Source organism: Pseudomonas flavescens (assembly GCF_013408425.1).
In the GTDB taxonomy this organism is placed as follows: domain Bacteria; phylum Pseudomonadota; class Gammaproteobacteria; order Pseudomonadales; family Pseudomonadaceae; genus Aquipseudomonas; species Aquipseudomonas fulva_A.
In genome coordinates this window covers 5,050,341-5,075,145 of sequence record NZ_JACBYV010000001.1, presented here as the reverse complement: position 1 = coordinate 5,075,145, position 24,805 = coordinate 5,050,341, and the positions used below count along the sequence as shown (strand labels likewise).

The 24,805-nt window shown below is 65.0% G+C and carries 18 protein-coding genes; 1 reads left to right on the top strand and 17 read right to left on the bottom strand.

Annotation, left to right across the window (positions count from 1 at the left end):
• Positions 1-52: 52 nt before the first annotated feature.
• From FHR27_RS22655 to tagH, 17 genes are all read right to left on the bottom strand, one after another.
• Positions 53-949, bottom strand: a complete 897-nt coding sequence (locus FHR27_RS22655; RefSeq protein WP_179539632.1) for a peptidoglycan DD-metalloendopeptidase family protein — start codon at positions 947-949, stop codon at positions 53-55.
• 199 nt (positions 950-1,148) lie between these two features.
• A complete protein-coding gene (locus tag FHR27_RS22650; RefSeq protein ID WP_179539631.1) occupies positions 1,149-3,128 on the bottom strand; it encodes a GGDEF domain-containing protein in 1,980 nt (659 codons plus the stop codon).
• 2 nt (positions 3,129-3,130) lie between these two features.
• Positions 3,131-3,994 carry an endonuclease/exonuclease/phosphatase family protein gene (locus FHR27_RS22645; protein WP_179539630.1) on the bottom strand — a complete coding sequence of 288 codons (864 nt, stop codon included), beginning with the start codon at positions 3,992-3,994 and terminating at the stop codon, positions 3,131-3,133.
• Between the two features lie 24 nt (positions 3,995-4,018).
• Positions 4,019-4,648, bottom strand: coding sequence for a thiol:disulfide interchange protein DsbA/DsbL (locus FHR27_RS22640; protein ID WP_179539629.1), 630 nt, complete (start codon positions 4,646-4,648; stop codon positions 4,019-4,021).
• Positions 4,649-4,801: 153 nt separating this feature from the next.
• A complete protein-coding gene (locus FHR27_RS22635) occupies positions 4,802-5,407 on the bottom strand; it encodes a c-type cytochrome (RefSeq protein ID WP_179539628.1) in 606 nt (201 codons plus the stop codon).
• A gap of 488 nt (positions 5,408-5,895) precedes the next feature.
• Complete coding sequence (gene tagQ, locus FHR27_RS22630) at positions 5,896-6,774, bottom strand: type VI secretion system-associated lipoprotein TagQ (protein ID WP_179539627.1); 879 nt, start codon at positions 6,772-6,774, stop codon at positions 5,896-5,898.
• Between the two features lie 160 nt (positions 6,775-6,934).
• Entirely contained in the window at positions 6,935-8,635 is a 1,701-nt protein-coding gene (locus tag FHR27_RS22625) for a formylglycine-generating enzyme family protein (RefSeq protein ID WP_179539626.1), read from the bottom strand.
• Entirely contained in the window at positions 8,628-9,824 is a 1,197-nt protein-coding gene (locus FHR27_RS22620; RefSeq protein WP_179539625.1) for an FtsX-like permease family protein, read from the bottom strand. Before FHR27_RS22620 ends, FHR27_RS22625 begins: the two co-directional genes overlap by 8 nt.
• Positions 9,824-10,540: an ABC transporter ATP-binding protein gene (locus FHR27_RS22615; RefSeq protein WP_179539624.1), complete on the bottom strand. Its 717-nt coding sequence runs from the start codon at positions 10,538-10,540 to the stop codon at positions 9,824-9,826. Before FHR27_RS22615 ends, FHR27_RS22620 begins: the two co-directional genes overlap by 1 nt.
• Positions 10,540-13,569 carry a serine/threonine-protein kinase gene (locus FHR27_RS22610; protein WP_179539623.1) on the bottom strand — a complete coding sequence of 1,010 codons (3,030 nt, stop codon included), beginning with the start codon at positions 13,567-13,569 and terminating at the stop codon, positions 10,540-10,542. Before FHR27_RS22610 ends, FHR27_RS22615 begins: the two co-directional genes overlap by 1 nt.
• A 157-nt stretch (positions 13,570-13,726) precedes the next feature.
• Complete coding sequence (locus tag FHR27_RS22605; RefSeq protein ID WP_179539622.1) at positions 13,727-14,455, bottom strand: PP2C family protein-serine/threonine phosphatase; 729 nt, start codon at positions 14,453-14,455, stop codon at positions 13,727-13,729.
• On the bottom strand, positions 14,452-15,111 hold the full coding sequence (gene tagF / locus FHR27_RS22600) for a type VI secretion system-associated protein TagF (protein ID WP_042552516.1): 660 nt from the start codon (positions 15,109-15,111) through the stop codon (positions 14,452-14,454). The genes FHR27_RS22605 and tagF overlap by 4 nt, the downstream gene beginning before the upstream one ends.
• The gene (gene tssM / locus FHR27_RS22595) at positions 15,108-18,626 is read right to left on the bottom strand and encodes a type VI secretion system membrane subunit TssM (RefSeq protein ID WP_179539621.1); all 3,519 of its coding nucleotides are present in this window, start codon (positions 18,624-18,626) and stop codon (positions 15,108-15,110) included. Before tssM ends, tagF begins: the two co-directional genes overlap by 4 nt.
• Positions 18,623-19,972, bottom strand: a complete 1,350-nt coding sequence (locus FHR27_RS22590) for a DotU family type VI secretion system protein (RefSeq protein WP_042553507.1) — start codon at positions 19,970-19,972, stop codon at positions 18,623-18,625. The genes tssM and FHR27_RS22590 overlap by 4 nt, the downstream gene beginning before the upstream one ends.
• A 6-nt stretch (positions 19,973-19,978) precedes the next feature.
• The gene (tssK, locus tag FHR27_RS22585; RefSeq protein ID WP_179539620.1) at positions 19,979-21,313 is read right to left on the bottom strand and encodes a type VI secretion system baseplate subunit TssK; all 1,335 of its coding nucleotides are present in this window, start codon (positions 21,311-21,313) and stop codon (positions 19,979-19,981) included.
• Between the two features lie 14 nt (positions 21,314-21,327).
• Complete coding sequence (gene tssJ / locus FHR27_RS22580) at positions 21,328-21,795, bottom strand: type VI secretion system lipoprotein TssJ (RefSeq protein ID WP_179539619.1); 468 nt, start codon at positions 21,793-21,795, stop codon at positions 21,328-21,330.
• Between the two features lie 53 nt (positions 21,796-21,848).
• The gene (gene tagH, locus FHR27_RS22575) at positions 21,849-23,399 is read right to left on the bottom strand and encodes a type VI secretion system-associated FHA domain protein TagH (RefSeq protein ID WP_179539618.1); all 1,551 of its coding nucleotides are present in this window, start codon (positions 23,397-23,399) and stop codon (positions 21,849-21,851) included.
• A 352-nt stretch (positions 23,400-23,751) separates the two neighbouring features.
• Between tagH and tssA the strand changes: the two genes are divergently transcribed.
• Entirely contained in the window at positions 23,752-24,789 is a 1,038-nt protein-coding gene (gene tssA / locus FHR27_RS22570; RefSeq protein ID WP_179539617.1) for a type VI secretion system protein TssA, read from the top strand.
• Positions 24,790-24,805: the final 16 nt, after the last annotated feature.

The window sequence follows — 24,805 nt, the reverse complement described above, 5'->3', positions numbered from 1 at the left end:
CGCGTACCCGCAGGACACTCGAAAACGGCTTGAAAATTGGGTGCCGCGTGTCTCAATCGCCGCCCACGGCGAAGTTGGGCAGGCTGTCCACCGGCTGGCTGAACTCGAAGGGAATCGATTCCAGCGCCATGCCGACGTTGCGCTGCACCACGAAGTGCAGATGCGGGCCCGTGCTGTTGCCGGTATTGCCGGAGCGGGCGATGGGCGTTCCGGTGGCGAGGCGCTGGCCTTCACGAACGCTCACCGAGCCCTGCATCAGGTGCAGGTAGACGCCCATGGTGCCGTCGTCGTGGAGAATGCGCACGAAGTTGCCGGACGGGTTGTTGCCACGCCCGCTCTGGGCGTTCTCGGTCTTCACCACGATGCCACTGCGCGCCGCGACGATCGGCGTGCCTTCGGGCATGGCGATATCCATGGCGTAGCGACCTTTCGGGGTGAAGTGGCTGTATTGGCCATTGGCGCCCTGGGTCAGCCGAAAAGGCCCGCCCTGCCACGGCAATGGGTAACTCTTCTTGACCGGCAGCAGCCGCGGATCGCCCAGCGCGTAACTAAGCTTCGGCGTATAGCGCAGCGGCTTGGAAGGATCGAGGGGTGCCAGCGTGGCCAGGCGAATCTCGCTACGCGGCGGCAGCACCCAACTGATCGGTTTTGCCGGTACGCCACTGGCGTTAGCGACGTTCTCGAGCTTGAGCTCCACCTGAACCGGCGCATACAGATCGTTACGCACCAGCAGGGTCTCGCCAGCAGCGTGCTTGCGGGTTTCCAGCTTCACCTGGTTATCGAGTTTCTCGACCATGCGGTCGCTGAACACGAACACCTTCGCACCGGGCGCGGCCTGGTCACTGTAGGTGACCACGCCATTGGCATCGGTGTACTTGTAGACGGTCAGTGCACTTGCCTGAAAGGCAAACGCACAGAGTCCTAGGAAAAGTGAGAAGCGCCCTAGCATATCGAGTCGATCTAGTTATCAAGTGTTGGCGAGCAGAGACTAGCAGCGTCTCGCTGGCCGGGCGACTGCCGCCTGTGAGCTTTGCGACAATCGGCACAGGCCGGGCGTGCCTGATGCACAGAATGCACTGATGCACTTACTGAAAGATGCAACGGGATACGTACGCAGCACTGCAGCAGCCGGCGGCGATACGGCCCTATCAGCCCTGTTCGATGCGGTTGCGGCCACTGCGCTTGGCGCGATAGAGCGCCTGGTCGGCGCGCTCGAACACTTGCTCGCTACGCTCCGCGGCACTGAACGAGCTGATGCCGCCAGACAGGGTGATGGTCACCCGTTCGCCCTTGAAGTGGAACGGGCAGCTCTCGATCGCCGTGCGCAGGGTGTCGAGCAGTTTCAGGCCACCGTCCATGGGCGTGGACGGGATAAGCAGCACGAACTCCTCGCCGCCGAAACGGGCGATGAAGTCGGTCTTGCGCAGCCGTTTGAACAACTCGCCGGCGATGATCTTCAACACCTTGTCACCGGCCAGGTGACCGAAATCATCGTTGATGCGCTTGAAGTGGTCGATATCCAGAACCGCCAGCAGCAGATCGCCGCCATAACGCTGCCAGCGCGCCAGCTCGAGGTCGAGGCGCTCGGTCCACGCGGCCCGATTGGGAAGCCCGGTGAGCGGGTCGAGCAGAGCTTTCTGGCGCTGCTCCTCGAGGTGGTCGCGGAAGCCTTTGGCCTCAAGCTCCATGCTCGCAACACGCTCGACCAGAATCTGCAGACGCTCTCCCACCTGTTGCTCGCGCTCGTCACGCTGGTGCTGATATTGCTCCATGGTGCCGAGCAGGCCACTGAGGCGGTTTTCCACCAGGCTCTTGAGGCTGTCCAGATCGGTGGCTTCGAGCACACTGCTGTGCAAGCCATCGACCTGCTGGCGCAGCTCGCTGTCCAGGCTGCGGGCCGCCTGGGTCGAGTCGGCATAATCGGCGTGCACGTCACGCAGGCTGCCCTGAAAAGCCGCCAAGCGCTGATTGAGCTGCTTGAGATAGCCTTCGAACTCGCGCTGACCGACGTCGGCGATCGCCAACATCAGCACACCCAGGTCGTCCAGCACCGGTACCAGCTCGTACATATTGAGACCGGCGGTGATGCGCTGGCGCAACACGTCGGCCTGTGCCTGGTGACGTTCGGGTAGCGGCAGCTCTTCGAGCAAGCCCAGCAGGCTGCTTTCAACATGGCTGGCGATGGCGCTGTAGCCAGGCTCGGGCGCAGGCGGCAGCGCATAGGCAGGATCGACCTGCAGCGGTGCATCAGCGGCTGGCGCGGTCTCTTCCAGCGCAACCTCTACAGGCGTGGCGGTTTCCACAACCTCGGCAGCAGGCTCTTGCGCGCGCGGGGCGACAGGCGTCGGCATCAGCAAGGCAGATGGCAGTGGCAAACTGTCCAGAAGCACGGTGCCGTTAGCCGCTGCCGGAACGGCTGCCAGCACAGCAGGCTCGAGCATCGTGGGTTGCGGCAACGGTTCGGAAACAACGGGTGCCAGCTCGACTGCAGCAGGCTGCTCGGCCAGCGCAACGGCAGCGGGCGCGGGCGCGGCTTGCAGCGGCACCAACTGGGCAACGGGTCCCGACTCAGCCAGCGCCTCGTCTGGTGCGCTCGGGCTGGCCGCATCACGGCTGCCGAACAGCCGCTCGATGAGCCCCGGCCGCTCGACCTGCTCCGCTCCCAGAACAGTCAGCGCCTGTTGCTGCAGTTGGCTCAGTTCGGCCAGCAGCGCGGGCAGCTCGCGAGATTGCCGGGCTCGCTCCTCAACCTGCTTGGCGTAGCGCTTGAGCGGTTTGCGCACGTCACTCGGCAAATCCATCTTCAACAGCTGCGCCACCAGGTTGGACAGGCCGCTGGCAACCTGTTCGATGCGCTGCTGACGGCGCTGCTCGGAGTCCAGCACGGTCTTTTCCAGGCGCGGGATCAGTGCGCTGAGCCCAGCGTCCATATCGTCGCGGCGGAGGATCTCACGCAGGTCCTGCATGCACTGGTCGACCGACTTGTCGGAGCCCTCTGCCGCCAGGCTGCTGCGCACCAGGCCACGGCGCAGCAAGTCGATACGCGCATCCCAGCGACGCTCGAGCTTCTCTTGCTGCTCGAGGTTGGACAGGTACTTCTCGCGCCAGCGCTGGGCGTCGTCGGCCATGCTCAGGGCTCCTGGATACAGGGCGGCAACGGTGGTGCGAAGGAGTTGGGCAGACGGATTTCCACAGCCACCGGCAGGTGGTCGGAGATCGGCTGGGCCAGCACCTGAAAGCGCTCGAGCTCCAGACCGGGGCTGAGCAGAATATGGTCGAGGCAGCGCTGCGGGCGCCAGCTCGGAAAGGTCGCTTCGATCTGCGGCGCGATCAGGCCGAGGTCGCGCAGAGGCGAGTGCTCGAGCAGGTCGGCAGCGTGGGTGTTCATGTCGCCCATCAGGATCTGATGGCGGTACCCGCTGATCAGCTCGCGGATATAGGCCAGTTGCCGGGTACGGGTACGCGGCCCCAGCGCCAGGTGCATCATGACCACGGCGATGGCGTCGTCACCCTCGCCGATGCGCAGCAGGATCGCGCCACGGCCGGCCGGGCCGGGTAGCGGATGATCCTCGAGTATCGACGGGCGCAAGCGGCTGAGCAGCCCATTGCTGTGCTGGCCGAAGCGGCCAAGATTGCGATTGAGCTGCTGATACCAGTAGGGGAAGGCGCCCAGGCGGGCCAGGTGTTCGATCTGGTTGACGAAGCCGGAGCGCACGCTGCCACCGTCGGCCTCCTGCAGCGCCACGATATCGTAATCACCGAGCAGATCGCCGATACGCTGCAGATTGCCGGCGCGCCCCCGATGCGGCAGCAGATGCTGCCAGCCGCGGGTCAGGTAATGGTGATAACGCTCGGTGCTGATACCGACCTGGATGTTGAAGCTGAGCAGACGCAGGCGCCCGTTCTGCGGCCAATCGCCATCGGGGGTGCAGTCAGGGTTGACCTGTGGGTCACACAGGCCAGCCTGACGGGGCATCGAACGGTGGCGCAGCATGGCAGGGCGCTCCGTATGGATCAGTTACTTGGCTGCGCGCTCTTTGGCGATCAGGTGGTCAGCGACCTGCAGAGTCTGCTCCGGGCCGCCCGAGCTGGAGATATCGAAACGGTACTTGCCGTTGACGATCATCACCGGAACACCATTGATCTGGTAGGCCATGGCCAGTTTCTTGGCCTTTTCCATCTGGCTCTTCACGCCAAAGGAGTTGAAGGCCTTGAGGAAGGCGTCACGGTCGATGCCCTGGGTAACCAGGAAATCAGCCATTTCGTCCGGGGTGGCCAGCTTGCGACCTTCCTGGTGGATGGCACGGAACACTTCGTTGTGCACCTTGTGCTCGACTTTCATGCTTTCCAGGGTCAGGAACATCTGACCGTGGGCGTTCCATACGCCGCCGAACAGGGCGGGAATACGGATGAAGTTGACGTCTTGCGGGAGCTTTTCGACCCAAGGATTGAGGGTCGGCTCGAACTGGTAGCAGTGCGGGCAGCCATACCAGAACAGTTCCACGACTTCGATCTTGCCGGGTTTGGAAATCGGTACCGGGTTGCTCAGTTCGACGTACTGCTTGCCGGCTTCGATCTCGGCGGCATGAGCAGCAACACCGAACAGGCTGGCACCAGCCAGAACCGCGGAAAGGATCAGATTACGCATGCATGACTCCTTGCTGTGAGGGTACTGCGGATAGCTTCGCTTCGACTGGATAGCCACCCGGCAGGTTCCGTGCATTGTAGCCGCCTCGCCAGCGGAAAAGGGTGGTCAACGCCAGCCTTTTTCGTCACCGGTAGATAAACGCCGATCAATGCCTCAGTGCAGGCCCTGGACGTAGCTGGAGATCGCCTGGATATCCTTGTTGCTGAGCTTGGCGGCGATATCGCGCATGATCATGCTGTCACCATCGTTGCTGCGCTCGCCCTCACGAAAGGCGGTCAACTGTTTGACGATGTAGTCGGCGTGCTGACCACCCAGGTGAGGATAGCCGGCGGCGGCGATGCCGCTACCGTCCGGCGAGTGGCAACCGATGCAGGCCGGCATGCCCTCCGCCAGCTTGCCGCCACGGAACAGCGCCTGCCCGCGGTCCACCAACGCAGGGTCTGCGGCGCCGACGGAGATTTTCTGGCTGGCGTAATAGGCCGCCACATCCACCATGTCCTGGTCACTGAGCGGCTCGAGCATGCCGGTCATCTCGACCACCGGCCGGGCGCCTGATTTGATGTCCTGCATCTGCTTGAGCAGATAGCGCTCGCCCTGGCCGGCCAGTTTCGGGAAGTTCGCCAGAGGGCTGTTGCCATCCTGCCCATGGCAGGCACCGCAGACGATGGTCTTCGCCTGCCCCGCAACCGGATCGCCTGCAGCCTGAACAGCCCCGACCAGGCCCAGAGCCACCAGCAGACTCACTATCATCTTGTTCATCAGCTAATCCAAAACGGCTAAGAGAGAAGTGTTGTGAACCGGGGCGCTTCGCCCGCCGTGTGATGCACGGCAGTGCGCGGAGACTCGAACCGTACGTTTCTGCACGAACGCTGGGGTGGCGTGCATTCACCGGGAAACGCCTCATTCAGCACGTCGCCCCTGCCCCCGACAGCCTGGTCACCCACCCGGCACCCGCCATGATTGCCCAGGGCCGCACTGCCGATAGTGACCGGCATCAATCCCCCGTGCACATTCATGACGTGGGGGCCGTCGACGCTGAGCGACGGAGCTGTCGGAGCAGTCTATACGAACGCCGCTGCGGGCCAGGGCCTTGGGTCGCCAGGTGCGCTAGCTAGAGACACCCAACATGTTCTGCCTGCCGAGATTTCTCGCCGCAACGCGGCGCGCGCTGAAACGTCCACAGCCCCTGGCCTGGACGGCAGGCATAAAAAAACCGCGCCAGGCGCGGTTTTCCATACAGCCAGGTGTCAGGCCTTGCAGCTGGCCGGTGCCCAGTCACCCATATCCGGGTTGTTGCACACATCGCTCACCAGCGTGCGGCCTCGGCTGGCAACCTGCTGGCTTTCCTTCTGCTTGGCCTGGGCCTTCTGCAGCGATTGCTCGGTGTTGATGACTTCCTTGGTCACCTTGGTGGTCGCCTTAGGCTGCTTGGCGGTGGCCACCTTGGTCACTTCCTTGCGCTCGACGCCAACGGTCTGCAGGTCCTTCTCGTATGCCTGTGTGTAGGTGCTGACGTTCTCGCCGGTACGGCCGTCCACCTTGGCCAGCAGCGCATTGGTTTCGTTCAGGCCACTGACGATTTCCGCCAGGCGCGTACGACCATCGGCGTCGCTGATCTTGTTCGCCTTGCGATCGGCACGCAATTGAGTGAACGCCTGCTGGTAGCAGCTCTGGGCAGCGCTGGCGTAACGGATGTTGCGGTCGATGTTCTGGTTGTTGGTGTCGATGTCGGCGGCATAGGAAGCCAGACGCGCGTTGTCGTCGGTGATCTGCTGCTGACGCTGGTTGTAGTAGGCCACCGCACCGCCCGCCAGGGCACCACCTGCGGCGCCGATGGCGGCATTGCGACCACGTTTCTCATCGTCGACCAGAGCACCACCAAGGGCGCCCATCAGGCCGCCGGTCACGGCACCGATAGCGACACTGCGACTCATCGCGTCTTCCGAGCTGCGCAATTGCTTCACAGGCTCGTAGCATTGCGGAAAGAACTCCGCTTTGGTGGTCGCGGCAACCTGGGAGCTCGGCGAGCCGGCGCAACCGACCAGCAGTACGCTGGTGCAGGTGACGGCGGAAAGCAGCGCAGTGCGTATCGAGGAAAAAGCGGGGGCCTTGTTGGGATTTTGCATCGTCGTCGATCTCGTACTTGAGTGAGTGTTTATTCCATTCAGGCTGCGTCGCATGACAACCGCCTGCTTGATCACGGCCAAGGCCGCCAGAGTTCCTTTCAAAGCCGGCTCGGTCAACCGCCGATGCCCGGCATCCATCGTTGCAGTGCTGCTGCCGCTATCAGGGCGCCAGCAGCTGTTTCAGAATCACTTCGGCGTCGGCCTTGCGGTTCTTGCGGTATTCACCGACATGTCGCACGAACAGCGTAGCCCGATTCACCAGACTTTTACCCAGTACCGGCTTGCGCGCCAGCTCCTCCTTGGTGCGCTGGAACTGCGCCTGGATGACCGCATTGCTGTAACGCGTGCCGTTGTCCAGGTTGTCGATGTAGATCGCCAGCGCACCGTCCAGCGCACTGCGACCATTGGCCATCGCCGCCTCGAACAGTTTCGCCGAGGCTTCATCCTTGGCACTGCGAGCTTCGTCACGGCTCTTGCGTAAATTGGTCAGGCGAATGTTGTAGTTGTTGATCGTCTCGGCCACCAGCGCCGCCGACTGGATCAGGTTGCCTGCCGCATCCTCGCGCTGCTTGGCGATCAGCGACACGCTGCGCTTGAGCTCCTCGTTGACGATCGCCAGGCGATCACGCAGTTGCGGATCGTCGCTGTTGGCGATCAGGCCATCGAGTAGTTTGGTGGCGTCCTGTTCTTCGTCGATCTCGTCGGTGAGCGTACTCACTCGTCCTTCGTCCTTCCATTGCGCAAACAGTTCCTTGTAACGCGAACGCGGTGCCGACAAGGCACCGATGGAAACACGGAAGCCGGTGGTTTCGTTGCGCTGCTCGGTACCGTCGGCAGCGAATAGCGGGTACTCGCGGCGCATGCCGGTGAACAGGGTCATTTCCCCTTCCAGGTAGTTGCCGCCCTTGACCACGAAGCCGCCGTAGGTGCCCTGGCGGCGCCCTGCGTGCACCAGCTGGAACGACTCCTGGACCATCTCCGCAGCGTTGCCGACCACGTCGAACAGGCCGACCGGGTTGGGCTTCTTCAGGCCAATGGGCAATAGCCGCGCGTTCTGCCCGGTACCGCCGGATACCTGATTGAACACCGCCCAGTCGCCAAGCGGCCCGTCGCTGTCGCTGCCCTCCACCGGGCGTGGAAACAGACGCGCCTCGAGTTGCTGGCGGCTGACCGCATGACCGCCTCGGGCCGCGTATTCCCACTCCACTTCGGTCGGCAGACGCACGAAGCCCTGGCCACCGTCTTCGCGATTACCGCTACGACCACTGACCGGTAGCAGGTCACGATGATGCTTGAGCAACCAGGCGCTGTAGACCGCCGCGAAACGCTCGGCGTCGAATCGCGACAGATTGACCTTGGGCAGCCGACCCGCCATTCCGGACGGCGCCTCGCAGGCCGGCGCCTCGCCCTCTCCGGCCAGCGCCGGGGCCTGGGCCGTGACCAGATCGTACTGACGCTGGGTCACTTCGTACTTGCCGATGAAGTACAGCATCGGCTTGAGCGGCGTCACCCCGTCGGCCTTGGGCAGCTCACCGCGGACGTGGGCCTGCCAGTCCTTGGAGAGGTCGCCGAGGGTGAACTGACCATTGATGTAGTCGCGTCGGTAGCCCGAGATGAACGACTGCTGATAGCCCGGTTCACCTTCGCTGAAGGGGTAGCCGAGGGTTACCTCACGGTCGTCCAGCGAGCCCTTGGCAAGCACGTAGACATGCCGGAAGACCATCTGCCCCTCGCAGGGCAGCGGCAGACTGACGTCACCCTTCAACGGCTTGGGATTGTAGAGCGGGTCGGCATCCGCCTCGGCCCGGGCGACACCGGTGAAACAGCATAGAACCAGCGCGGCACTCAGCACCTTATACATGACGCAATCCTTCCGAGGCTTCCAGGTAGGCCGCCCGCCAGCCACCAGCGGCCGCCGCGAGCATGCAGCACAGCAGCGTTGCCAGTGCCGCCAGCAGGTAATGAGAGAACAACAGTCGGCAAGCATATTCGCCGGACGCCGACTGGAACAGCAGATTCAGGCCGCTCGCCGCGATGCCGTACAACAGCGCCGACAGCAGCAGGCTGGCAATCCCGGTGTACAGCGCCTGCAGGACCACGAAGGCGACCAGCGCTGCCGCCGGAAAACCCAGCAGACGCAGTACCGCCAATTCATGACGCTTGCGCTCCACTGCGCCCAGGGTACTGGCGGTGAGTGCGGCGAAGGCTCCGGCCAGGGACAGACAGGCCACCGACCAGAAAATCCACGCCAGGTTGCGGCTCAGGGTACGGACCTGAGCCACCGCTTCGGCCTGGGTCACCACGGCCTGCCGCGCCTGCTGGAAATGCAGGCGCAGGCTTTCCACACCATCGAGATCACGGGCATACAGGCGAAAGCCGGGGTAAACCCGCTCCGACCGCGCCGTGGCCTGCGCTCCCGGCCAGCCGAAATCGGCGACCGCCAGGCCATCACGATAATCCTCCACCGCCTCCAGCAGCGGCAATGCGGCGAACAGGGCGTCGCGCGAGAATGCTGCCAGCGGCAGTACCGCCTGCACCTGCAGGCGGGCACGCGCGTATTGCGGCGCGCCCTGCACGGTACGCCCGAAGCCTGCCTCGAGGGTGTCCCCCGCCGTGACGCCGAGTTTCTCCGCCGCGCTCTGGCTGAGCAGCACGGCATCCCTGCCAGCTGGCGCAGGCAAGGTGCCGAGCAACGGATCGCCGACTGCAGTCGGCAGCATTTCCACGGTGATGGCCTGCCCCGCGCCCTGCAGTTCGGCGGTAGCGGCGATCTGCCGGGTTCGCGGAATCACGAAGGCCACGTCGTCACGTCGGGCCAGCGCCTCGATGGCCTGCAGGCTGTAGCGGGCACCGCCGAGCGGAATGACCTCGCGCACGCCGGGGTCGCGCTCCAGGCGCTCGGTGAGCGTCGTCACCAGGCCGAACTTGAGGCCGAACAGCACCAGCAAGGGTGCGATGACGGCCGCCAGGGCGAGGATCGCGCACCAGGACAGGCGCGCATCGCAGCGATAATCCTGCCAGGCCAGACGCGCGAACAGGGCCAGGCGCATCAGCCCGCCTCCCCCAGCCGTGCAGCCACCAGGCCGTCACTGCGCTGCTCCACCGTCAGGCGCATGGGTGTCAGCCCGTAGCGCACGGCCAGCGCTTCGTCGTGGGTGGAGATCACCAGACACAGGTCACGCACCGCCGCCTGCTCAACCAGCAGGTGCATCACCCGCTCGGCGTTCAGTGGGTCGAGCGATGCGGTCGGTTCGTCGGCCAATACGATGGCGGGACGATGAGCCAGGGCGCGGGCGATACTGACGCGCTGCCGTTGACCGACGGAAAGCCGTCCCGGCTGCCGGTCGAGCAGATCGGCAATGCCCAGTTGCTCGGCCAGTTGCTCGACCGCACCGTCCATTGGCAGCCCCAGCAGTTCGCGGGGTAGCTGAATATTGCCGCGTACATTCAGAAAGCCGAGCAGCCCGCCGGTCTGCAGCACGTAGCCGAAGGCGCGAGCGCGCAGCTTTGCCAGCTCGTCATGCCGGCCAAGACGCCACAGCTCGGCGAGGTCGAGAGACTGCACGCTGTCGTCCCAGCGCAGACTGCCGCCCGAGTCAGGCGACAAGGCCAGCGCCAGCAGATCGAGCACCGTGCTCTTGCCACTGCCGCTGGGGCCGATCAGGGCGATCCGCTGTCCGGCGCGCAACCCCAGAGCGGGAATTTCCAGGCAATAGCGCTGCCCTTCGCTCCCACGGGTCTTGCTGATCGCGCCAAGGGTGAGCATCAGGGCAGGGTCGACAGGGGCACGCGATACAGCGCGTCTCCCGGAGCCGCATCGCCGAAACGCACCCAGTTGGCGGTGTCGTTGTGGAAGGTCTCGTAGAGCTGGATCTTCGAATCCAGCTCGTCGATGAAATCCTCCTGCTCGGCCACGCTGAGCGACAACCACAGATCCTGGCTCATGTTCAGCACCTTGCTGCGATAGGGCAAACCATCCAGGTACTCACCCAGCACGCCGCTCTGGGCCAGGTTGCCGCCCTTGACCATGGCCGACGGATCGCGACTCATATGGGCACTGGCGCTGGCGATCTCCTGGAAGAAGTCCTTCGGCGAGCTCTGCGTGCGCCGCGCCGCATCGACCACCATGCGCAGCGACTGCTGCAGGTCGTTGAGATGCAGCTTGGTCAGCAGCACGCAGACCTGGAAGGCCGGCAAGGCAGGATCGGTGATGTCACGATCGCTGGTCCACGCAGTGACCACCTGGGGCGCCCGTGCCTCGGCCTGGTGACCGAGGAAGTCCATGTGCATGGCGTAGCCGACCGCCGCGGACTTGTCGGCGATGCTGGCACCGCCCTTGGGTTCGGGCAGGCTGTTGTCGGTGCGCACCTGATGCACCAGATCGGCGAAGGCGCTGCCGATTTCCGTCACGCTGTTGCCGAAGGCGTTCACGTCACCGCCGGCCACCGGAACGTACAGGTCGCCGATGCGCGGGTTGGGGTCGGCGGTGAGGCTGCGGTACTGCTGCTCGGCAAAGCCATGATTGCGCTTGCCGGTGGCGGTCTTCAGGTGCAGGGCATAGATTTTGATCTGCTTGCGCAGTGCCGCCTCGCGCACTTCCGCCTCGTTCATCTTGGTCAGCCCCAGCGGATCGCTCTTGCGCAACGCCCCGGCATCGCTGACCAGCAGGATCAGGCGGCCGCCATAGCCATTCCAGTCCATGCCATCGACGGCCTGCATGACGCCGGCGAAGGCGTCCTCGTTGAAGTCATGACTGGACACGTCGGTGGCCTTGATCTGCTGCGCCAACTGCAGAAAACGCTCGGGATCACGCCCCTGCTCCAGGGATACCAGGGTCTTGGCGGTGTACTCCAGGCCCGGCGTCTTGGCGGTATTGCTGCGGAAACCGACCATGCCGAAGCTGACGCTGTCCAGATCGCCACGGCTGGCGATCTGGCCCTGTAGTTCGTGGACGACGTCGCGTACCCGGTCGATATAGGGCTGCATCGACACCGAGGTGTCGACCACCAGCACGATGGCCGTTCTGAACCCCTCCGGGCCTGCCACTGGCGCGCTTTCACCCTGGTTCTGCGGGGCGTTGCCGGGGTCGATGGAGGCGACGTTGAGCAGTTGCATCGGCTGGCCGTTGGCGTCGAAGGTTTCTTCCGAGTCGAAGATCGGCAGCAGGTAGAACTGGTCCTGCGGTACCGCACTGCCACCCGGCTCCACCGCCACCACATTGTGGCCGGTACCCTTCAGCGCTTCACGCAATGCCTCGCGAGCGCGGGCCGGCTCGGCCAGCAGTTGCTCCAGAGCCGAGGCGTCGCGCACGAACATCACCGGGGCACGACCGGAGCGCTCGGTGAACTTGAGCACCAGGCTCTGCTTCCAGTCGCTCACCGCCGTGGCGGGCAGCCAGCCATCGCGGCGGCCGTCGCTGGAGGCACCGATCTGCAGCCACGGCTGGCCGTCGATGTCCTGCCGGGCATACACATAGAACACCGAAAACGCCGGCATGTCCTTGCCGCTGCTGGCACCCGCCGTCTCGACCAGCTTGGCGCCGGGTTTGCTCAGCACGCGCTGGAACAGGGTTTTCTTGCCTGGCATGAGCAGCGGGCGATCACCACCATCGCTGTCCGCCACCGCCGAGATCGGGCCAGCCTCGCCACTTGGCGGGGCCAGAGGCTGAGCGGGCTCGCCGGCTACCGGCGGCGAGGCTGGCGGCGCGCTGTCGGAGCCGAACAGCCAGTAACCACAACCGGCCAGCAACAGCACGCCAGCCAGGGAAGCGCCGAGAATCAGCGGCTTCCTGCTGGAGCCCGCGTTGCCTTCACGTACCGATGATGCCAACGGCGAGGGCTGCGGGCGCGGTGGCGGCACGGCGGTATCCGCCGCCGGTGCATGGGTCGGTATGTCCACGGAAACCGCTGCCAGCGGCGGCACGCTGGTATCGCCCTTGACCTCGGCGACGGGTGGCAACACCAGCGGCTGGAACAGGGTGGCATCGTCGATGGCAGCGGCTGGCACCTGCAGGCGATCGAGCGCGGCAATCAACTGCGCCGCATCGGCGAATCGCTCGTTGGGATCCTTGGCCAGCAGGCGTTCGAGAATCGGCTGGTAGCGGCCATGCACCATGGGCAGCGCGGGCAACGGCTCGGTCAGATGCGCCAGGGCCGTGGACAGCGAATCGCTGCCGATGTAAGGCAGCTTGCCGGTGAGTATCTCGTACAGCACCACGCCGAGGGCGTAGAGATCGGCACGGCCATCGATATCCAGACCACGGGCCTGTTCCGGGCTCATGTAGCTGGGCGTACCGACGGCGAAACCGGCCTGGGTGAACTGGGTACGGTCGTCCAGCGCCTTGGCGATCCCGAAGTCGCTGAGCACCGCCGTACCGTCAGCGCGAAACAGGATGTTGGCCGGTTTGACGTCACGGTGAACCATGCCCTGGGCATGAGCGTAACCAAGGGCCGAGGCGATCTGGCGAATCCACACCAGCCCCTGATCGATGCTCAGGCCCGCGCTGATGCGCTCCTTGAGGGTACCGTTGGGCAGGTATTCCATGGCCATGTAGTAGAGGCTACCGACATTGCCGATGTCGTGGATGGTCACGGTATTCGGATGCGACAGCCGCGCCAGGGTCTTGCCCTCGCGCAGGAAGCGCTCGCAGAAGGTCGGGTCCGCGGCCAGCGAGGCCGCCATGATCTTCAGCGCGACCTTGCGGTCGAGGGAACGCTGTGTAGCCAGGTAGACCACGGCCATCGCACCATCGCCCAGCTCGCGTTCGATGTCGTAACCCGGTATTTGCATGTCCATGCTATCGGTCTTCCGAGGCCACCCCGAGAGACTCGGGCGCGGCAGCTATTTGAATGTTTGGCAGATCAGTGTGCAGCGGGCGCCCATCGAGCATTTCGACGGGCTGCCTGGCCAGCCGGTGAAAACCACCTGCTTCGCCAAGGTCTTCACCAGCCCGTCAGGCGGCCTTGATCACCACGGCGGTAATATTATCCGGAGCGCCTCGGGTCAAGCCAAGGTGTACCAGGCTGCGCACCATCTGGTACGGATCCTCGTGCCCCAGCACCTCGCGCAATTCGTAATCCTCGACCGTCTTGTTCAGGCCATCGCTGCAGAGCAGAAAGGTGTCGCCCGGTCGCACGTCCAGGCGTGCGCTTTCCAACTGCAGGTCATCCTGCACGCCCAGGGCACGGGTGACGATATTGCCCATGGGGTGGCTGCGCGCCGCCTCTTCGTCGAGCAGGCCGCTGTCGACCAGTTCCTGAACGTAGCTGTGATCCCGGCTGATCGGTTGCAGGTCACCGTTGCGCAGCCGATACAGGCGGCTGTCCCCGGCCCACAGGCACAGCGCTTCGGCACCCCGCGCGGCAAGCACCACCACGGTGCTGCCCATGGTCGCCCCACCACGCTTCTCGGCCTCGATGCGCACCTGCTGATTGACGTGATCGAGGGTGTCGATCAGCGCCCCTTCATAGGTGCTCAGGACGGCGCTGGGCGGCAACGCACGCAGACTGTCGATGATCAGGCTGCTGACGTAATCACCGCTGGCGTGCCCGCCCATGCCGTCGGCGACAGCCCACAGGCCGTTGTCCGGGGCATCCAGGCAGGCATCTTCGTTGATCGTGCGCACCATGCCGACGTGGGTATGGCTGGACGAGTGGTATTGGGTAACGCTTGACGGACTCATGCCTCGCCTCCTGCGGACTCGCTGAGCAGGCGACAGAACGCCTCGGCCGGGGGCAAGCCGGCGAACCGCACCAGGCCGGGCGCGACACGCTCGGAACCGCGCCCCCACCACAGGCTGGCGCCGCTGCAGGCGTGCTGCATCAGGGCCAGGCCTCGCGCTCGCGGATTATCCACGGCCCAGATCGCCGCCCCGCTGGCATCCTGGCGCTGGGCGCTGCCGATCGCCAGCAGCGGACTGCCAAGGGTGCCTACGCCGCGCTCGAAGGCATCGGCATCGGCATCGGCTTCCAGGGTCGAGAGCAACAGCGCCTCGGCACGCTCGAACCAGTCGTCGCTGTCGCTGAGCAGGTGACCGATATCGGTCTGTGCCGGCAGCGGCAGGGCGATGGTCAGGGGAAAGTAACGACCGACGCGGTCGACGCTGGGCATCATCACCCCGCAAACGGCTTCCTGGCCAAGCAGGCCCGGCGCGATCGCGAAGCGCCAGAGCGGGCTGACCAGATAGGCATCCAGCCAGGCTTCGCCCAGGGTTTGCCGACTGGCGGTGAGGCCAGCCGTCAACCAGTTGTCCCAGGCTTCGATGAAGCCCGGCGCAAGACCGCGATGAATGAAATCGCCACGTACGGCCAGCTTGCCGTAGAAACCCGGGTTACTCACAGACGCTCCGGCAGGGTGAAACCGCTGACGACCTGGCGGCGGAATGGATTGAACGCACTGCTGGCCCGCAGCTCGCTGGAAATGCTGGCGTTGTCGACGCGCATGCGCAGGGTGAATCGATCGGGTGAATTCCCCTGGGCGAGATCCGACTGATCGAGCAGTCGGAACCAGGCCCAGGGCCCCTCCAGGGTGATCCCCGAACGCCCGGTGACCGAGGCCGGCGAAATGTTCAGACGTACCACCCCGGTGCCGTTGCTGCTCGGCCACTGCATGGCGACCGGCCTGGCCGGGCCGTGGTCGTAGCTGAACTGCTGGCCATCGAGGTCAAGCTGGAACTGCTCGATGCTGGAGTCCATCGCCACCGGCCTCAGCTCGAAGCGCACCATCGGCTGGGTACCACCGGAACGGAAGAACGCCTCGCGAATGCTCGCAGCACGCTGGAAGGTCTGCAGCACGCCGCTGCCGATGCCGAGCTTCTGCGCAGCGCCGGGCTGCCAGCGCCAGGTGCTTGCCGAGGTATCCACATAAGGCTGCAGGTACTTGCGGAAGTAGCTGTCGAGCACCCCGCCCTGGCCGAAGAAATGACCGAAATCGTCCAGGGTCGCATCACGGCTGCTGCCACGGTCCAGCGGGTAACGCCCGGCCAGGGACTGGCGGTACACCGACACCACCTCGCTCATCCAGGCGGCATTCAACTGGTTGCGGATGCCGCCCATCATGGTGCCGGTGGTCGAGCCGACCACCGACTTGAGGAACCCCTGTACCAGCGGTGGCTGACGCTCGGCACTCAGGCGCACCTGATCGGCAGCGGCCGTGGTCTGGTTGCGCGACTCGCCCAGCAGTGCCTCGCCACTGGCGCCACTCATGGCGCTGACCTGCACATAGAGTGCGTTGAGGTCCTGCAGCAGGGCATCGATGGCTGGCGTCTGGCCGTCCGTGTCTTCGACCAGACCGTTGAGTTCGGCGAAGTGCGCGGTGATCGGGTCCATTTCGCTGGCCAGGGCATTGACCACACCCTCCTCCGACTGGCCTACCAGGGAACCGAGCTGCTGCTTGAGGCGGTCGACGGTATCGTCACCACGCGCCTTGAGCTTCTCGGCGACCAGACGTTCCTCCTTCTGCAGATCGGTTTCCTTGGCGACCGCCTGAAGCAGCTTCTTCAGCGGCGACGCCGGCCCCGACAGCACGCGCAGCACGTCCGCCGCCTGGGCCACGCTGGTCACCGGCACGAAGTCGATATCGGCGAGCAGCGCATCCCATTGAGCCATGTAGTCCTGCACGTAAAGACGCCGGACCTCCAACGCCAGGGCGGCGGCATCCTGTCCATCGTCCAGGCTGCGACCGAGGACCCACTGCTCCTCGGCCAGGGTACCGGCCTGGCTGACGCTGCCGACCAGAAAGGCCTCACGGTAGCCACGCTGGGTATAGAAGCCGCTGAGCGGCTCGTTGAGCGGCTTGCCACTCTTGCGGGTGAACACCAGCGCGGCATCACGGCCGGCGGCATCGCTGAGACGGAAGTCCGCGATGCCCTCGGGCAGCTTCTGGCGCTTGACCCGGTCATAGGCGCGCTGCGCCACGGACAGCCGCTGCAGACGCCGACGCACGTCCTCGACCAGATTCTCGTCGAGGCGCACCACCGGTGGCTGACGGTCATACAATGCGGCCAGATGCTGATTCAGTGCCTCGCGCTGCTCCGGCAGCAGATCCCGCGGCAGGCTGCGATCCCAGTCGAGGGCGATCCAGGCCTTGATGAAGTCGGCATCGTAATGCTCGGACTCGCCGAGCATCAGGTAAGCCTTGAGGCCTTCGTAAAGGAAGTCCGAGTTGCCCCCGGTGCGCAATTGCTCTTCCAGCCGCGCCAGCACCCGCGGCGCCATGACCGCGATCAGCAGCTTGCGGTAGACGCTGGACGCTTCGCTGTCGAGCATGTCGCCCTGGTAGAGGCCAAAGCCCTCGGCCCAGCCCGGCGCATCGCCACTGACATTGCGGATGGCATTGAGCAGCGGTTGCACCGCCAGAACGTCGCGCTGTGCCGGGCTGAGCGCCTGCAGCTCGCCACGCAGCGGCTGCACGCGGGCATCCACGGCGGCGATGTAGGCCTGGTTGGCACGGAAGCTGGCGAACCATACCGCCGCAGTGCCGAGCACCAGAATCACGCTCGCTGCAATGACGCCTCGCGCCAGCCAGCGCTTCTGCCGCTCCACCTTGGGGTTGGCACCGACCAGGCCGCGTTCGCCGAACACCACGTCACGCAGCAGGCGTTCGATGAAGTAGCTGCGCCCGGTACCGGTCTGACGGGCCAGGTGCTGACGGTCGAGGCTCATGCTCTGCGCCATGGCACCGATCAGACGGTCGATCGGGCTGCCTTCCTGGGTACCGCTGGTCAGATAGACGCCGCGCAGCAGCACGCGCTCTTCATAAGGGTTGGGCTTGAACACGCCGTCGAGGAAGCCGGCCAGCGCTTCACGCAGCGCGGCGAACTGCTGCGGGAAACCATAGATCAGGTCGCGCCGCGCAGGGTCGCGCTCCTGTTGCAGGCGCTCGACCAGGCGCTCGTTGAGGCGCAGTTCCAGCGCATCGAACTCGCTGCGAAATACCTGCAGCGGGCCCTCGGCACTCTTGCCATCGTCGAGGTTGAAGGTCATGCCCCAGACCTGAGCACGCTCTTCCTTGCTCAGGCCGTCGAAGAACTCCATGAAGCCGGGCACCAGGTCCAGCTTGGTCAGCATCACGTACACCGGAAAGCGCACGCCGAGCTGGGTATACAACTCCTGCACACGGGCGCGGATGGCCACGGCGTGCGCCGCCCGCTCGCTTTCGCTGCCGAGCAGCAGATCGGACAGGCTGATGGCGACGAAGGCACCATCGATGGGCCGACGCGAACGCTGCTTTTTCAGCAGGTCGAGGAAGCCCAGCCAGGCGGCCTTGTCGACTGCGGCATGGCTGTCCTGAGTGGTGTAACGCCCGGCGGTGTCGAGCAGCACGGCCTCGTCGGCGAACCACCAGTCGCAGTTGCGCGTGCCGCCGACGCCGCGTACCGCGCCGCCGCCCATCTGCTCGGCCAGCGGGAATCGCAGCCCGGAGTTGGCCAGCGCGGTGGTCTTGCCGGAACCGGGCGGGCCGATGATCACGTACCACGGCAACTCGTACAGGTTGCGCCGCTCACCGCCGCCCAGCTTGGCGCGCTTGAGCAGGCCCAGGGCTTCGTCCATGCGCTGACGCAGGGTGGCCAGCTCTTCCGCGGTGGCCACGCTGGTCGGGTCCGGTGCAACGTCCACCAGGCCCTGCATGACCCTGGCCGCATTGCGACGCGCCTGGATAATGCGCAGCACCCGCCAGGCCGCCCACAGGGCGAACAGCAAAATGATCAGGGTCCAGCGCGCGGTGCTGCTGGCCAGCGGTTCGAAACCGCCGATGGCGATCAGCGGACCGACGAACCAGATCACCAGGCTCAACGCCAGCAAACCCAAAACCGGCATGACCCAGCGGGCCATGAAACCGAAAAACGCCTTCACTCGACGCCCTCCGCAAAGACTGTGATTTCGACCCGGCGGTTACGCGCGCGGCCCTCCGCCGTAGCGTTCGAAGCTTTGGCTTCGGTGTCGCTGCGTCCCTCGGCACGGAAGCGCTCAGGCTGGCCGGTCTTGGCCGCCAGCACGTCCATCACCTGCTGAGCGCGATCCTGAGAGAGTTTCCAGTTGGACGGATAACGCAGCGTCGCGATGGGCTGGTTGTCGCTGTGCCCGGTCACCAGCACCTGGCCGTTGACCTTGCGAACGGCTTCGGCGATGCGCAGCAGCAGCGGCTGGAAGTCATCGGCGATCGAGGCACTCCCGGAGGCGAACAGCTGATCTCCGCGGATGGTCACCACGGAACGGTCGACGGCATCTTCCACCGCGACCTTCTGCGCGCGAATCTCTTCGGCCAGGAAGCCAGCCAGGCGTGGACGCTCGACGACGCGCGGCTGCTGGGCCGGACGGTCGATGGTCTGCACCGGCACGTCGCCAAGGGCGTGCAGATTGCGAAACACCGGCTCGGCTTCGGCAGCCAGTTTCATGCGCAAGCCGAACAGCAGCAACAGCAGGATCGCCAGGCCAATGGCGACCGCCACCCACGGCGGCAGGAACTGGCGCAGGCGGTCACGGGCGACCACCAGACCGCGCCAGTGCGGCGACAACTCGCGTTCGATCTCGCCCCGCGTGCTGCGAATGGTCGCGCTGACCCGCTCGCGCAGCGCGTCGAGCTGGCTGCGGCCATCCTGCATGACCCGGTAACGACCTTCCATGCCGAGGCTGATGCACAGGTACAGCAGCTCCATCAGGTTCAGGCGCTGGCGGGGGTTCTGCAGGCAATGGTCGAGCAGTTGGAAAACCTTCTCGCCCCCCCAGGCCTCGTTATGCAGGGTGATCAGCAGGCTCTGCTTGCTCCAGTCACTGGCGCTGCCCCAAGGCGTGCTGAGCACCGCCTCGTCCAGCGCGGTGCAGAGCACGTAGCGCGCCAGCATCACCTCATCCTGAGCGACTCCGGCGGCTCGCGCCTTGTCTTCGAACTGGCGCAGGTAGCCGAGCAGTTGCGCTCGCAGGCTGGCCGGCGCGGGATGGGAGATGGTGCTGCGCAAGCGGGTAAGCAGCGCCAGCATTGGCCCGGCGGCGGCCTCGATGGGATTCAGGCCAAGCCCCCGTGCGGCCAGTGGCGGCGCACTGGGCATGGCGGGCGGCGGCGAACCGGCGGAGGTCGGCCGCGAGGGCTCGGCGCCGCGGCCACCTGGCCGCGGCATGATCATGGTGCGGTCGTTGCCCGCCTGGTCGTGTCCTTTGCCGGGCTGGCCGGGCAAGGCGCCAAATGGATCGTCGATGGTCATCGCGCGTCAGCCTCGGATGGCCCAGAAGGCCAGGTTCAGGCCAGGGAACTGGCCAGCGATATGGAAAGCGAAACCGCCGGAATGGATCAGTTGCTTCCAGTGGTCGCTGCCCCGATCCAGTTCGAAATAATTGGAGCCGGCGTGATACGGCAACTGCCGTGGTGCGACCGGCAGGGGCAACAGGCCGATGCCCGGCAACTGCAGGTTGACCAGGTCGCGGATGTGCTCCACGGAGCCGATCTTCGCCTGCTGCGGGAAGTGCCCACGCAGACTCTCGCCCGGAACGTCCGCACGGACCACCAGGATGAAGCTGGCGGAATCGAGCAACGACTTGTCCGCCAGCATCGCCACGTGTACGCCGTAGGATTTCTCGATGATGGGGATGGGGATCGCGCGGCTGTCGATGACCATCGACAGCGCCTGACGCAAAGCCAGCATCACCGGCGCGAACGTGGTGGTCAGGTCGTCGTGCTCATAGACCGGGTATTCGCCCGGTCGCCGTTCGCTGGCCGTGAAAGTGGCGAACTCACCGGCCAGCGCCACCAGCTCGCGGTACAGCACTTCCGGATGCAGCGGCGTGATGCGTGCCAGGTGCGCCACCAGCGGCTGTGCGCGGTTGACCAGTTGCAACAGCAGGAAATCGGCGATTTCCGACGCACCACCGGCACCAGAGGCGACCACCCGACCAGCCAGGGCCTCGCCACGCTGATGCAGCAGGCCGAGCAGTTCGTTGCGAAACGCCGAGAGTGCCCGCGAGGCGCTGACGTCGAGCAGCGGCGGGATGTAACCATCGTCCAGCAGCAGGCTGCGGTCTTCGCGCTTTTCCACCACGCGCACGACACCGATGGCCGCGTGCTCGTCGAGGCCGTCACGCTCGGTGATCAGGCGCAGGGCCAGGGAGCCGATGGCCACCGGCGCACGGCTCTCGAGGGAGGCGTTGTCGTCACGGACCTCGTGCACGCTGCTCTGATAGCGGGCCGAGCCCAGGCTCTCGCCGCTTTCCACGGTGTCGCGCACGCCGGCACGGCGCAGCGGCAGGGCCAGGTAGATCACCCCGTCACGCAGGCTGTCATCGATATTGAGCGGAGCCGGCGCCGCATCGTTCTCGGGAATGTTGAACGGCGTGCCATCGGGCAGCAGGCCCCGCGCGGACAGAATCGCCAGCTTGCCCTGGGTCAGCAGCGCGCTGTCGATGAGCAATTGCGAAAAGCCCCAGGCACCGGGTTGCGAGGCATGGTTGCGGCCCTCGACCAGGGTTTCGATATAGCGATCCTGCTGCTGGAAGTGCTGCGGACGCAGGAACATCCCCTCCGACCAAACCACACGATTGTTCCAGGACATGAACGGGTCTCCAGTCACTCAAGAGGGGTCAGCGGCGTGGCGCTGATGGCATAGGCGTCCAGCTGCAGGCGCAGGGCGCTTGCCTGATGGGCCGGAATTTCGATGACCTGGCGCCAGATCGAACGGTCGAGGGCGCGATAGGCCACGACCACGCCAAGATGGCGAGTGGCTTCGTCCAGGGTCAGCGACTTGCGCTGGTTTTCGCCGGGACGCACCACGAAACGATCATGCTCGATCAGCTCGCCGACCAGGGTGGCGTCGGCACGATCGACCAGCGAGAAGAAGTCGGCACGGGAAAAGGTCGAGGCGTTGCGCAACTGGTAGACGTGCACCCATACCGGCGCGGCGGCGCCTTCGAGCGCCGGGTTGAGATCGCGGCTGGCCTGCAGCTGCAGCTCGACGGTGGAGGGTACCGGCTTTTCCGGCCCGGACGCGCAGGCGCCGAGCAACAGGAAAACCAGCAGTGTCAGACTCCTTGGCATAACGCTTCCTCAATGATTGCAGCAGGCCCGCGAGTGCGCGGGCCCGAATGATCTCAACGGCCCCGCAAGCGTGCGATGTGCTCCTCGTAGGCGCGGCTGAACTCACGACCGAACAACTCCTGAAAACCATCTTCGGCCTCCTGGGAAATGGTCGCGTAGAGCTCGGTGAACAGTTCCCAGTAATGGGCACGACGGCCATTGGGCAACAGTGCCGAGAGCCCGCTCGGCTTGTTCAGACGCCCTTCCAGCTCGCGCGGTTCAAACCGTGCCAGCAAATATTTGATGGCAGCCTGAACGCCAGCCATCAGCGCCAACTGGTGGGCGCGCAGATCGTCGAAACTCTCGCCGACCGCCTGATCGGGCGCCATGAAAGCCTGATTGTCGTGACGCAGCAACATCAACAGCGCTTCATCGACGTTGGGCGCGAACTTCAGCGGGTTGTTCTGTACGGGCTGGATCATGGTCTGCGCCATGCGGAACTCGCCCTTGAGGCTGGCCCGCGCACGCAGCACGTCGATCAGCCCTTCGACCATCAACCGGTAACTGCGCCCGATGGCCTCCATCTGCGCGGCAGCCGCGGCACGATCCAGGCGCAGATGCTGCAGGCCGGCACCACGCAGGAACGCCTCCATCAACTCGCCATCATCAATGGCAGCCGGCGTGGCGGGTGCAGGTGCAGGTGCAGGTGCAGGTGCAGGTGCAGGTGCAGGTGCAGGTGCAGGCTGGGGCACCGCGACCGGCTCGCCAAGCGGTAACGGCTGGACCTGCTGCACCGGCGACTCATCCACGACGAAGGGAGGGATTTCCACTGCCGGCATCGGTGGCAATTCGGCGAACGGGTCCGGCACCTCCATGGCGTCGACACTGGGCGGTTCGGCGAAAGGATCGGGCATCGGCTGCGCTGCCGATGCGGCGCGAAGGTCGGCAAAAGGGTCCCAATCGTCCGGAATCACCGAAGCCGGTGCGGTGACGGGCGCAGCAGGAGCCGCGACCACGGCAGGTGGCGGCTGTGACGGTCGCGGCGGGCGAAAATCGTGCTGCTGGGCCGGCACATGGTCGGATACCGATGGCGCCACGGCTGCCGGAGGGCTGAGGAAGTCGAACAGATCCGGCTTGGTATCGAATGGCGAATCACGCCGTGGTGTCGGGCTCACGGGCGCTGCCGGGGCGTTCACCGGTGGCATCTCGAGAGGCTGAGCACTGCGGCTCAGCAACGCCTCGAAGCTGTTGAACGGATCGTCCGGGGCGTTACCGCTCGCTACCGGCGCCGCGGCCAGGGCAATGCCGCTGATCTGCACACGGATCTCGTATTCGCCGATCTTCAGCACTTCGCCATCTTCCAGAGGCTCACTGCTGCCGCGACGCAAACGCGTACCAGCGGTCTGCAGGATCACCCCGTTGGTACTGGTATCGGTGATGTAGTAGATGCCGTCGCGGTACTGGATCACGCAGTGCTGGCTGGACACCAACCGCTCGGGATCGGGCAGCACCCAATCGTTACCGGCGCTGCGCCCTATTTTCAGCTCACCCCGATCGAGCTCGACCTCGGCCCGCTGTCCGGGCGTCAGTTTGTGATAGGTGGTGATGACCAGACGCAGCGGCATTGCGGCTCCTTGCAGTGCGGTAAAAAAACCATGTTCTTCGAGGGGTGTCGATATGCCAAACGCACTATTTTTTGCCCTTGGCCAATACTGTTCAATGCCCAGGCGGGCATATATTTCGAAGCGGTTGTGAGTCACTGCACAGAAGAAGGAAATACTGTGCCTCATGACAGTTTCTACCGCCTTGCCCTCGCTTGACAATGATCTGAGAGCACTCGGAGAATGATCCGGATTAGCATCGAACCCTGCCTGAATAGTGGCATTTTGCCGCTTTATGTGATGAATCCAGTCTGACGGGCAGCTCGCCGTCACTGCTTCATTTCGACTTCCAGGCCTGACATGGAGAGCACCTGACGTGGTGGATGTGTCGCACTTGCTCAACGCAGTATCCGACGAAAACCCATGCGGGGAAGACCTCGAATACGATGCCGATTTCCTCGAGCTGGAGCGCCTGGCGCTGGGCCAGCCGGAACGCCAGATGGGCCAGTCGGTCATCGCCGCCGAACCGCCGGACTGGCGCCAGGTACGCGAACGCGCCAGCGAACTGTTCGCCCGCAGCAAGGATCTGCGCCTCGCCAACCTGTACCTGCAGAGCGCCATCGCCCTCGAGGGCCTGAGCGGCCTGGCACAGAGCCTGACGCTGGTTCGTGAGCTGCTGACCCAGTATTGGGACGGTGTCTATCCGCATCTGGATGCCGACGACGACAACGACCCGACCATCCGTATCAACGCCCTCAACGCCCTGAGCGCCGAGCCGGTGATCGTCCTGCTGCGTGAAGCCAGCATCACCCGCTCGCGCGCCTTCGGCTCGGTGAGCATCCGTGCTGCCCTGAACGCCGCGGACCTGCAGCGTTTCTCCAGCGAGACGCTCTCCGCCGACCAGTTGCGCGGCGCCTTCCTCGACACCGATGCCGAGCTGCTCGACAGCACCCGCACCGCCCTCGACGAAGCCAGCGCGGCGCTGGCCGATATCGAGGGCCTGCTCAGCGAGCGGGTCGGCTCGGCACAAAGTGCCAACCTCGAAGTGCTCAAGCAGGTACTGCGCCACACTCGGCAGATCTTCAACGACCAGGCACCCGCCGCAGGCAACGACTCATCATTTGCCGATGACGCTTACCAGCAGGCCGACGAACAGCCTTCGCAGGGTGCAGCAGAACACACAGCGCGCCAGGCGCCGGCAGCACCGGGACGCATAGCCAGCCGCGACGACGTGCTGCGCACGCTCGATCGTCTGCTGGAATATTACGCCCAGCACGAACCTTCCAGCCCGGTGCCGGTCTTACTGACGCGCGCGCAGAAGCTGGTCACCGCAGACTTCGCGGAAATCGTGCGCAATCTGATTCCCGACGGTATGTCGCAGTTCGAAAACCTGCGTGGCCCCGAATACGACTAACGTGCGGCGGATCTTC

Excerpts from the sequence above, each read along its gene's own strand:
- FHR27_RS22640 (WP_179539629.1), bottom strand. The coding sequence starts at position 4,648 with ATGCGTAATCTGATCCTTTCCGCGGTTCTGGCTGGTGCCAGCCTGTTC.
- FHR27_RS22615 (WP_179539624.1), bottom strand. The coding sequence starts at position 10,540 with ATGCTCACCCTTGGCGCGATCAGCAAGACCCGTGGGAGCGAAGGGCAG.
- FHR27_RS22635 (WP_179539628.1), bottom strand. The coding sequence starts at position 5,407 with ATGAACAAGATGATAGTGAGTCTGCTGGTGGCTCTGGGCCTGGTCGGG.
- tssK (WP_179539620.1), bottom strand. The coding sequence starts at position 21,313 with ATGTCCTGGAACAATCGTGTGGTTTGGTCGGAGGGGATGTTCCTGCGT.
- FHR27_RS22625 (WP_179539626.1), bottom strand. The coding sequence starts at position 8,635 with ATGTATAAGGTGCTGAGTGCCGCGCTGGTTCTATGCTGTTTCACCGGT.
- FHR27_RS22620 (WP_179539625.1), bottom strand. The coding sequence starts at position 9,824 with ATGCGCCTGGCCCTGTTCGCGCGTCTGGCCTGGCAGGATTATCGCTGC.
- tagQ (WP_179539627.1), bottom strand. The coding sequence starts at position 6,774 with ATGCAAAATCCCAACAAGGCCCCCGCTTTTTCCTCGATACGCACTGCG.
- FHR27_RS22650 (WP_179539631.1), bottom strand. The coding sequence starts at position 3,128 with ATGGCCGACGACGCCCAGCGCTGGCGCGAGAAGTACCTGTCCAACCTC.
- FHR27_RS22610 (WP_179539623.1), bottom strand. The coding sequence starts at position 13,569 with ATGGACATGCAAATACCGGGTTACGACATCGAACGCGAGCTGGGCGAT.
- FHR27_RS22605 (WP_179539622.1), bottom strand. The coding sequence starts at position 14,455 with ATGAGTCCGTCAAGCGTTACCCAATACCACTCGTCCAGCCATACCCAC.
- FHR27_RS22645 (WP_179539630.1), bottom strand. The coding sequence starts at position 3,994 with ATGCTGCGCCACCGTTCGATGCCCCGTCAGGCTGGCCTGTGTGACCCA.
- tssJ (WP_179539619.1), bottom strand. The coding sequence starts at position 21,795 with ATGCCAAGGAGTCTGACACTGCTGGTTTTCCTGTTGCTCGGCGCCTGC.
- FHR27_RS22590 (WP_042553507.1), bottom strand. The coding sequence starts at position 19,972 with ATGACCATCGACGATCCATTTGGCGCCTTGCCCGGCCAGCCCGGCAAA.
- tagH (WP_179539618.1), bottom strand. The coding sequence starts at position 23,399 with ATGCCGCTGCGTCTGGTCATCACCACCTATCACAAACTGACGCCCGGA.
- FHR27_RS22655 (WP_179539632.1), bottom strand. The coding sequence starts at position 949 with ATGCTAGGGCGCTTCTCACTTTTCCTAGGACTCTGTGCGTTTGCCTTT.